Here is a 223-nt window from a genome sequence, read left to right on the forward strand (position 1 = left end):
CTTTTATTTAATGAATGCCGTTCATCAGCTAGCGACTTAGGATTAACGATTACATCTCGCTTAAAATTAGTTATTCCAGAATCGGATACATCACAGCAACAGCAAAGTGAAGCGCAACGTCGCTTTGGTGATCGTATATGAATTGGATAATAGAACGGGTTTTTGCCTACTGTGATGCAATTGTAAGTGGAAAAATAAAAAATTGTAAAAAACATAAATGGGC

1 pseudogene is annotated in these 223 nt (G+C 35.9%); it reads left to right on the top strand.

Annotation, left to right across the window (positions count from 1 at the left end):
- Positions 1 to 141, top strand: a pseudogene (locus MR058_RS23130) (phage terminase small subunit P27 family); the annotation flags it as partial.
- Positions 142 to 223: the final 82 nt, after the last annotated feature.

The organism is Bacillus cereus group sp. BfR-BA-01430 (genome assembly GCF_022663115.1).
GTDB classification, from domain to species: Bacteria; Bacillota; Bacilli; order Bacillales; family Bacillaceae_G; genus Bacillus_A; species Bacillus_A cereus_BD.